At 72.1% G+C, this 9229-nt stretch carries 9 protein-coding genes; 8 read left to right on the plus strand and 1 reads right to left on the minus strand.

The annotated features are described in order from the left end of the window. Positions 1–130 precede the first annotated feature (130 nt). Complete coding sequence (locus tag QCD68_RS15970) at positions 131–1405, minus strand: LCP family protein (RefSeq protein WP_301223734.1); 1275 nt, start codon at positions 1403–1405, stop codon at positions 131–133. A 310-nt stretch (positions 1406–1715) separates the two neighbouring features. On the opposite strand from QCD68_RS15970, the gene infA reads away from it, so the two are divergent. The 8 genes from infA to QCD68_RS16010 all read left to right on the plus strand — a co-directional run. After that, the gene (gene infA, locus QCD68_RS15975) at positions 1716–1937 is read left to right on the plus strand and encodes a translation initiation factor IF-1 (protein WP_017885509.1); all 222 of its coding nucleotides are present in this window, start codon (positions 1716–1718) and stop codon (positions 1935–1937) included. Between the two features lie 70 nt (positions 1938–2007). Next, positions 2008–2124, plus strand: a complete 117-nt coding sequence (gene rpmJ, locus QCD68_RS15980) for a 50S ribosomal protein L36 (protein ID WP_111073925.1) — start codon at positions 2008–2010, stop codon at positions 2122–2124. Positions 2125–2350: 226 nt separating this feature from the next. Beyond that, on the plus strand, positions 2351–2725 hold the full coding sequence (rpsM, locus tag QCD68_RS15985; protein WP_110903552.1) for a 30S ribosomal protein S13: 375 nt from the start codon (positions 2351–2353) through the stop codon (positions 2723–2725). Positions 2726–2734: 9 nt separating this feature from the next. Further along, positions 2735–3133 carry a 30S ribosomal protein S11 gene (gene rpsK, locus QCD68_RS15990; RefSeq protein ID WP_110824227.1) on the plus strand — a complete coding sequence of 133 codons (399 nt, stop codon included), beginning with the start codon at positions 2735–2737 and terminating at the stop codon, positions 3131–3133. A gap of 188 nt (positions 3134–3321) precedes the next feature. Further along, the gene (locus QCD68_RS15995) at positions 3322–4317 is read left to right on the plus strand and encodes a DNA-directed RNA polymerase subunit alpha (protein WP_110824226.1); all 996 of its coding nucleotides are present in this window, start codon (positions 3322–3324) and stop codon (positions 4315–4317) included. A 64-nt stretch (positions 4318–4381) separates the two neighbouring features. Next, on the plus strand, positions 4382–4954 hold the full coding sequence (rplQ, locus tag QCD68_RS16000) for a 50S ribosomal protein L17 (RefSeq protein ID WP_111073924.1): 573 nt from the start codon (positions 4382–4384) through the stop codon (positions 4952–4954). Between the two features lie 163 nt (positions 4955–5117). After that, positions 5118–6218 carry an FUSC family protein gene (locus QCD68_RS16005; RefSeq protein ID WP_301223735.1) on the plus strand — a complete coding sequence of 367 codons (1101 nt, stop codon included), beginning with the start codon at positions 5118–5120 and terminating at the stop codon, positions 6216–6218. 58 nt (positions 6219–6276) lie between these two features. Continuing rightward, positions 6277–9229: BTAD domain-containing putative transcriptional regulator (locus tag QCD68_RS16010; protein ID WP_301223736.1), on the plus strand; the 2953-nt coding region annotated here is incomplete at its 3' end.

The raw sequence follows: 9229 nt of genomic DNA on the forward strand, positions 1-9229 counted from the left end.
GTGGGGCGCCCGGGGGGGCGGGGCGGGCGCGCCCCGCCCACAACCCGCTCGGCGGGCGGCCCGGCCCCCCGGGCGGGGGGGGCCTCCCGTCATGTCGTGGCCCGGCCACGTCGTCGCCGCGAGACGACGGTCAGTTCCCCACCGAGCAGGTCTGTTCGGCTGCGCTCTGCCCGGTGATCGACGACGGCAGCGGCGTCGAGGACGGGCTGCTCGTGGTCGTGGTCTCCGGGGCCGGCGTCCCGGACCCGGAGCTCGCTGCGGGCGAGGAGGCTGACGGGGTGGACGGAGCGGACGTCGGCGACGGAATCGCGGTGCCGGACGACTCCCGGGACGCACGGCCCGTCGAGGAGTCGCTCAGCGACGTCCGCTCGTCCGTCTGCAGGGCCACGTTGAGGGCGTGGGCGTTCGTCTCGTCCACGACCACCCGGGCCGGGTCCGCGGGGTCGTCGACGACCGGGTACTGCACGAAGAGCATGCTCGACGTGCTCATGCCGCGCAGGGTGGAGGCGAGTCCGACGAGGGTCCGGGTCTGGGCGAGGCCGTCCGACAGGGTCATGTTCGACAGTGCGGCACCGGCCAGTTTGTAGAGCGTGAGCGGGTTCGAGAGCGTGCCGTTCGACGTCACCTGACGGAGGAGTGCCGACAGGAACACCTGTTGCGAGCTGATCCGGGCCAGGTCGCTGCCGTCACCGACGCCGTGCCGGGACCGCAGGAAGGCGAGTGCGTCCGTGCCCTGCAGCGAGTGCGCGCCGGCGCTGAGGTGCAGCCCGGTGAAGGAGTCATCGATCGGGGACGCCACGCAGACGTCGACCCCGCCGAGGGCGTTCGACATCTCGATGACGCCGTCGAAGGTGATGAGTCCGGCGTAGGGGACGGTCAGGCCGGTGAGGTTCTCGACGGTGTCGACGACGCACGAGACGCCGCCGTTGCCGAGCGCGGTGTTGAACTGCGCGGATGCCGCTGCCGGGTACGTGGTGCCGGTCTCCGGGTTGGTGCACGCCGGGATCGGGACCATGAGGTCACGGGGGAAGCTGACGGCGGTGAGCTGCTGGTGGTCCTCGGAGACGTGCACGAGCATCGTGACGTCGTTGCGGGCACCCTCGACGTCCTCGTCGGAATCGAACTGTCCGACGCGGGTGTCACTGCCGATGAGCAGGATGTTCGCGCCGCCCTTGATGGCGGTGATGTCGGCGGTCTTCGCGGTGCTCTGGTCATCGGTGCTCAGCGGCACGGTCCTGGTCGAGGTGGCGAGCTGCGCGGCGGCGATCGTCGCGACGCTGGTGCCGCTGACCAGGACCACCGCGGCCGCTGCGGCGACGACGGTGAGGAGGGTCGTCCACCCGCGTCGGCGGGGGAGTCGACCGTGGCGCGCGACGGGGCGCGGGCGGCCGGGGGCGTCGGGCACGGGTGTCCTCCTTCGATCAGGGCTCCGGTCACCGTACGGCTCCGGGCTCCGTGTCGACGACGGAGAAGGCATGAGGTCGCTGTGGAACGGCGTCCCTGCGCACCGCGGAGCGCGCTCCGTCCCCTGCACTGGGGTGCTCCTCGGGCTCTGGACGGCCCCCCGACTCGCGGAAGGTCGAACCAGCACTTGGCAATCCGCCGTCTACCACATAAGATCGATCTTTGGTGTGCCATGCCTTCTGGCGTGGCGCCCGAACCCGCAGACCGGCTCGGGGATCACACCGGTAATCCAACCAAGCGACAGTGAGGCTATGGCCAAGAAAGACGGCGTCATCGAGATCGAAGGCTCGGTGCTCGAAGCTCTGCCCAACGCGATGTTCCGCGTTGAGCTGACCAACGGACACAAGGTCCTCGCGCACATCTCCGGGAAGATGCGCCAGCACTACATCCGCATCCTCCCCGAGGACCGCGTGATCGTCGAGCTGAGCCCGTACGACCTGACCCGCGGCCGGATCGTCTACCGCTACAAGTGATCCGCGAGCTGGAAAGGAACGGCAAGGCGAACCCGCCGAGCACGAAGCCAGCGAGCACGAGGAACGAACAATGAAGGTCAACCCCAGCGTCAAGGTCATCTGCGAGCACTGCCGCGTCATCCGCCGCAAGGGCCGCGTCATGGTGATCTGCAAGAGCAACCCGCGTCACAAGCAGCGCCAGGGCTAGTCCCTGACGGACCAGCGAGAGCTGCTCCGGAACGGACTCCGGTCCGGCTGCACGACCGGGGCCGCCAGTCGCGAGACTGCCAGCGGCTCGAGCACGACCCACAACTGAACATCGACAACGCAGTGTCAGATCCCGTCCGCATCAGCGGGTGGGGGACACCTCGGGTCGGAGGCCCGGGCACCGGCACTGCGCCACACCTCCATCGACAACAGGAGCAGCCAGCACAATGGCACGTCTAGCAGGCGTCGACATCCCGCGCGAGAAGCGCGTGGAGATCGCACTCACCTACATCTACGGGGTCGGCCGTACCCGCGCCGTCCAGACGCTCGCGGAGACCGGCATCTCCGGCGACATCCGCGTCAAGGACCTCACCGACGACCAGCTCGTCGCCCTCCGCGACTTCATCGAGGGCACCTTCAAGGTGGAGGGTGACCTCCGCCGTGAGGTCGCCGCCGACATCCGCCGTAAGGTCGAGATCGGTAGCTACGAGGGTCTCCGCCACCGTCGCGGTCTCCCGGTGCGCGGTCAGCGCACCAAGACGAACGCTCGTACCCGCAAGGGTCCGAAGCGCACCGTGGCAGGCAAGAAGAAGGCTCGATAGGAGATCACGATGGCTACCCCCAAGACCGCCGCGCGCAAGCCGCGCCGCAAGGAGAAGAAGAACGTCGCTGTGGGCCAGGCCCACATCAAGAGCACGTTCAACAACACCATCGTCAGCATCACCGACCCGTCGGGTGCCGTCCTCAGCTGGGCGTCCTCCGGGGCCGTCGGCTTCAAGGGCTCGCGCAAGTCGACGCCGTTCGCGGCGCAGCTCGCCGCCGAGTCGGCTGCTCGTCAGGCAGCGGAGCACGGCGTCAAGAAGGTCGACGTCTTCGTCAAGGGACCGGGTTCCGGTCGTGAGACGGCGATCCGTTCGCTCCAGGCCGCTGGCCTCGAGGTCGGTTCGATCAACGACGTGACGCCGCAGGCGCACAACGGGTGCCGCCCGCCGAAGCGCCGCCGCGTCTGACGCGAGGAGCAACAGGCCGTTCCCCGCTCGTTCCCTGACCGGGACGAGTGGGGGCGGCCATTCCTGGTCGTTCGATCGCGCACTCCTGTGCGCGTGATCACAACTGAAACAGACCCGTCGGGGCCCGGCCGGCCCCGTCGTACCGCCAAGTGTCATATAGCGGACACTTCGCCGAAAGGAATTCCACAGTGCTCATTGCACAGCGCCCCACCCTGAACGAGGAGTCCATCTCCGAATTCCGCTCGCGCTTCGTCATCGAACCGCTCGAGCCGGGCTTCGGGTACACCCTCGGCAACTCGCTGCGCCGCACGCTCCTCTCGTCCATCCCCGGTGCTGCAGTCACGAGCATCCGCATCGACGGTGTCCTCCACGAGTTCAGCACCGTTCCCGGTGTCAAGGAAGACGTCACCGAGATCATCCTGAACATCAAGAGCCTGGTCGTCTCCAGCGAGCACGACGAGCCGATCACCGCCTACCTGCGCAAGCAGGGTGCCGGTCAGGTCACCGCCGCGGACATCTCCGCGCCGGCCGGTGTCGAGATCCACAACCCGGACCTCGTCATCGCGACCCTGAACGACTCCGCCCGCTTCGAGCTGGAACTGACGATCGAGCGTGGCCGCGGCTACGTCTCGGCGACCCAGAACCGCTCGGAGTTCAGCGAGGCCGGTCAGATCCCGATCGACTCGATCTACTCGCCCGTGCTCAAGGTCACCTACCGCGTCGAGGCGACGCGTGCCGGTGAGCGCACGGACTTCGACCGCCTGGTCGTCGACGTCGAGTCGAAGCCCGCGATCACGCCGCGCGACGCCATCGCGTCGGCCGGTCGCACGCTCGTCGAGCTGTTCGGGCTCGCCCGCGAGCTCAACACGGCAGCTGAAGGCATCGAGATCGGCCCCGCGCCGGTCGACGCCGTGCTGTCGAACGAGCTGCAGACGCCGATCGAGGACCTCGACCTGTCGGTCCGTAGCTACAACTGCCTGAAGCGCGAGGGCATCAACACGGTGTCCGAGCTCGTCGCCCTCTCGGAGACGCAGCTCATGAACATCCGCAACTTCGGCCAGAAGTCGGTGGACGAGGTCAAGGACAAGCTCACCGAGCTCGGCCTGTCCCTCAAGGACACCGTCCCCGGATTCGATGGTGCCCACTTCTACAGCGGGTACGACGAGGACGAGTCCAGCAACTGACCTCGCGCTGACGCGCACGCGCTCCTGACACGGGGCGCACCACCATCACCACTGGAGAACTGACATGCCGAAGCCCACCAAGGGCCCCCGCCTCGGTGGCGGTCCCGCCCACGAGCGCCTGCTCCTGAGCAACCTCGCCAACGCCCTGTTCACGCACGGCCGCATCACCACGACCGAGACGAAGGCCAAGCGCCTCCGCCCGGTCGCCGAGCGCCTCATCACGTTCGCGAAGCGTGGCGACCTGCACGCTCGTCGTCGTGTGATCGCAGCCCTGCGCGACAAGACCGTCGTGCACACGCTGTTCACGGAGATCGCGCCGCAGGTGGCCGACCGCCAGGGCGGTTACACCCGCATCACGAAGCTCGGCTTCCGCAAGGGCGACAACGCTCCCCTCGCCTCGATCGAGCTCGTCCTCGAGCCCGTCTCGAGCACGCCGGCTCCGGTCTCGCGCAAGGCTGCTCCGGCCGCCGCTGCGCCGGCCGCGACGGAGACCGACACCACGGAGGCCCCGGTCGACGAGACCGAGACCACCGAGGAGTCGACCCCGGTCGCCGAGGAGACCACGACCGACGCTGCTGCCGAGGTCGAGGCCGACGCCGCTGCCAAGTCGGACGACGCCGCGGACTCGTCCAAGTAGTCGCACCGCACCACCAGGAGGGCCCTCGCAGCGCAGGCTGCGGGGGCCCTCCTGCATGTCCAGGGGTCCCCGCCGCCCCGACAGGCCCGCCCCGTCAGGCCCGACCCGGAGGCGCGACCAGCGGCCGCCGCGTACCGTGTCGGCCGACGAGATGAGAGCACCCATGCAGTTCCAGCACATCGCCGGGGTCGGCACGCGCGTCTGGCGGTGGAGTCGGAGTTCCGGCACGCAGCCGCGCCTGCTCCACGCCGCCAAGGCCGCCGCTGCCGCAGCCCTGGCTTGGGTCGTCGCCCGGCACGTCCCCGGAGTCGCGTCCGACTACCCGTACTACGCCCCGCTCGGCGCCGTGGTCGCGATGCAGACGACGGTGTTCGCGGGCCTCCGGAGCGGTGTGCAGACCCTGGTCGGCATCGCACTGGGCATCGCGGTGGCAGCGTTCACGATGTGGGTGGGGGACCCCGGTGTCCTCGCGGTCGCGCTGGCGGTCGGGGTCGGCGTGCTCGTCGGCGGGTTCCGGATCCTCGGCGAGGGCAGCTCGTGGGTGTCGACGGCGGCGCTGTTCGTGCTGCTCGTCGGGGGTGCGCACGCCGAGGGGTACTCGCTCGGGTACCTCGTGCAGATGGCCGTCGGCGTGGTCGTCGGCCTGCTGGTGAACTTCCTGGTGTTCCCGCCGCTGCGCTTCTGGGACGCCGAGCGCCGCATCGACCAGGTGAACAGTGTGCTGGCCGAGCACCTCGACGGCCTGGCGGATGTCCTGGAGCAGGGCGAGCGGGACGAGCGGGCGTGGGACCGGGCGCAGGACCGGCTGGACCGGGCGATCGCCGACGTCCGCAGCCGGGTGTCGATCGCGCAGGAGAGCCGGCGCATCAACCCGCGCGGGGCGCTCCGCGGTTCACGGGCACGGCTGCAGCACGACGGGTCGCGCTTCCGGGCGCTCGAGCGGGTCGCCTGGTACACGACGGACCTCACCGAGCTCGTGGCCCGGTCGGGTCCGGTGTCGTCGAACCTCGGTCGGCCGGACGAGGCGTTCACCGAACCCCTCACGACGGCGATCCGGCAGGTCGCGGCGATGGTGCGCGGCGACCACCCGCCCGAGGAGGGCGACCGGGCGATCTCGGAACTCGAAGAGGCACTCGACGCCTCCCGCGAGAACCCGTCCGACGTGGCGGTGACGTCGTCGGCGCTGGTCTCGCTCCGGGGGATCGTCGAGTCCGAGCGTCGGGCGACGCAGGACGTCGACACCGAGACCGGACCGTCGACCTGACCGGCTCGACCTGACCTGACCGGCTCGCCCTGACGGACCCCGCGCCTAGACTTCCCCCGTGTCCACGCCGCGCATCGCCGTCCTCGGTCCGGTGCTCGCCGAGGACCCCACCGGGGCGCTCGTGCCCCTGCCCGGGGCACTGGCACGCACCTTCCTCACCGCACTCGTGCTGGCGCGCGGCCGCGCCGTGACCACCGGCTCCCTGATCGACGACCTGTGGGGTGACGAACCGCCGAAGGGTGCCCGCGCAGCCCTGCAGACCCTCGTCTCCCGCCTCCGCCGCGCGACCGCCGACGGGCTCGTCGTCTCGACCGCCGCCGGGTACGCCCTCGGGGTGGATACCGACGCGACGGACCTGGGGGCGGCCGAACGGACGCTCGACGGCTCCCCGGACGCATCCGGGGACGCCGCGGCGCTCCGTGCAGCACTGGACCGCTGGCGCGGTGAGCCCGGCGGTGACCTCGAGGGTCCGGTCGGGACGGCACTCGCCGACCGCGCGAGCGCGGTCCGACGAGACCTCCGTCGACGACTGGCCACGGTCCTCCAGTCCGACGGCCAGCCGGACGCCGCCGCCGCGATCTGGCGCGAGGAGGCTGCCGCCGACCCCTTCGACGAGTCCGTCGTCGCCGGGCTCGTCCGGGCACTCGCGGCCGGCGGCCAGTCGGCGGAGGCGCTCGCCGTCTTCGCCGCGCACCGTGACCGGTTGTCCGACGAACTGGGTGCGGACCCCTCGGTCGACCTGGTCCGACTGAACGCCGACGTGCTCCGGAGCGCCGGACCCGCCAGCGGCTCGGTCCGTCGGGTCGGGCTGCGGGCCGCCCCGAACGCACTCATCGGACGGGAGGCCGACCTCGCCGCCGTCACGCGCCTCCTGTCCGACGCACGGCTGGTGACGATCCTCGGAGCCGGTGGACTCGGCAAGACCCGACTGGCCCAGGCCGCGGCGGCGACCGTGCCGGCGGCCTGCGGGGTCGTCGTCGTCGAGCTCGCACCGCTCACCACCGGCGAGGACGTCGTCCCCGCGATCGGCGCGCTGCTGGGGCTCGCCGAGGTGCGCAGTGCGCGGAGCCTCCGGGACGCGGTGATCGCCGACCTGCGCACCCGCGTGGTCCGGGCGCTCGGCGAGGAACCCACGCTGCTCGTGCTCGACAACTGCGAGCACATCCTCGAGCCGGTCGCCGCGTTCGCCGCGGACCTGCTCGCGGTGCTGCCCGGACTGCGGATCCTGACGACCTCGCGCGCGCCGCTCGCGGTCGCCGGCGAGGTCGTCGCGCCGCTGGCACCGCTGCCCGTCGAGGCCGACGGGGCAGCCGTCCGCCTGTTCACCGACCGGGCACGGGCCGCTCGTCCGGGGGCGGTGCTGCCGGTCGACGCGGTCCGCCGGATCTGCACGCGGCTGGACGGTTCACCGCTGGCGATCGAACTCGCCGCCGCCCGGATCCGGGGGATGAGCGTCGACGAGATCGAGCGACGACTCGACGACCGCTTCGCGTTGCTCCGGGGCGGCGACCGGTCGGCACCCGAGCGACACCGGACCCTGCTGGCGGTGATCGAGTGGAGCTGGCGGCTGCTCGACGCCGGTGCGCGGGACCTGCTGACCCGCCTCGCGCTGTTCCCCGACGGCCTGTCCGTCGACGCCGTCGAAGCGGTCGCCCCACCGGAGCGGCTGCACGACGCCCTCGACGACCTGGCGGAACTGGTCGAGCAGTCCCTCGTGCAACTCGTCGAGCAGGAGGGGGAGCCGGTCCGCTACCGCCTGCTCGAGACCGTCCGCGAGTTCGGTGCCGCACGACTCGAGGAGTCCGGGGCGACCGCCGACGTCCGCGCCGCGATGACGCGCTGGGCCTGCCGGACCGCCGCCGGGCACGACCTGTTCATCGTCCGGACCACGGACCAGGTCGCCCGCTTCCGGGTCCTGGAACGCGAGGCCGACAACCTCGTCACGATGCTGCGCTGGGCCCTCCGCACTGGGGATCCGGTCGCGGTCGCCCCGCTCTTCTCGGCGCTCGCCGGGTACTGGTCGTTCCGCGGGGCGCACGGCGAGGTCGCGGCCATCGCACCGGACGTCGTCGCGGTGCTCCGGACGCTGGGACCTGGCGGCGGCGACCCGGCGAACGCGCTCGCGAGCGACCCGGGCGTCCGCACCGCGGCGGTCCTCGGCCTCGTCATCGCCTGCGCGACGGCCGCCTTCACGGACCGCCGTACCTCGGTCCGTGCCCGCGCGGCGCTCCGCCGCCTCCGTCGGACGGGCGTGACCGGCGTGCCCGTGGTCGACGCGCAGGCCGAACTGCTGCTCACCCTCGGGCGTCGGAGCGTCGGTGAGGCCGCACTGGCCCGGCTCCGCGAGGACCCGGACGCCGGCGTGGCGTGCCTGGCACACCTGCTCAGTGCCCCGCTGACCGAGAACGACGGCGAGCTCGAACGCGCCCTGGGCTTCGCGACCCGTGCGCGGGTGCTCGCCGAGCAGGCCGGGGACGTCTGGACCTCGGGCACCGCGGCCGTCTCGGTCACGCAGCTCGCCGGACAGCTCGGTCGGCACGAGCAGGCGCTCGACGCAGCCGACGCGGCCCGTGCGCGACTCGAGCAGTTCGGCGCCGAGGACGACCTGATCGAGGTGGGGTGGAGCGTCGGGCTGAGTGCCGCGGCGACCGGGGACGTCGAGCGCGCCCGGACGCTGGCCACCGAACTCGCCGCGCTGCCGGCGTCGCCCGGCGTCGGGCCGGTCGGCGGACCGGGCGGCGGCCCCGGCGGCGAACGTGCGCAGATGGCGTTGCTCGCGCACGCGGTGCGCGCCGAGGTCGCGCGCGCCGAGGGCGACCCGGTCCGTGCGGTCGGGGAGTACCGACGGGCGTGGGACGGCGTGCTGCCGCACCGACGTGCGGCGAGCCAGTGGGTGATGATCGTCGGGGGCGCCCCGCCGGGGCGGGCGGGCGCGGGGGGCCGCGGCCCGGGGGCGGGGGGGCGGGGGGGGGGGGGGGGGGGGGGGGGGGGGGGGGGCGCCGCGGGCCGGG

The sequence above is a fragment of the Curtobacterium sp. PsM8 genome (assembly GCF_030433875.1).
Taxonomy (GTDB): domain Bacteria; phylum Actinomycetota; class Actinomycetes; order Actinomycetales; family Microbacteriaceae; genus Curtobacterium.

Coding starts and splice junctions, on each gene's coding strand:
- infA (WP_017885509.1), top strand. CDS start 1,716: ATGGCCAAGAAAGACGGCGTCATCGAGATCGAAGGCTCGGTGCTCGAA.
- rpmJ (WP_111073925.1), top strand. CDS start 2,008: ATGAAGGTCAACCCCAGCGTCAAGGTCATCTGCGAGCACTGCCGCGTC.
- rpsM (WP_110903552.1), top strand. CDS start 2,351: ATGGCACGTCTAGCAGGCGTCGACATCCCGCGCGAGAAGCGCGTGGAG.
- rpsK (WP_110824227.1), top strand. CDS start 2,735: ATGGCTACCCCCAAGACCGCCGCGCGCAAGCCGCGCCGCAAGGAGAAG.
- rplQ (WP_111073924.1), top strand. CDS start 4,382: ATGCCGAAGCCCACCAAGGGCCCCCGCCTCGGTGGCGGTCCCGCCCAC.
- QCD68_RS16005 (WP_301223735.1), top strand. CDS start 5,118: ATGCAGTTCCAGCACATCGCCGGGGTCGGCACGCGCGTCTGGCGGTGG.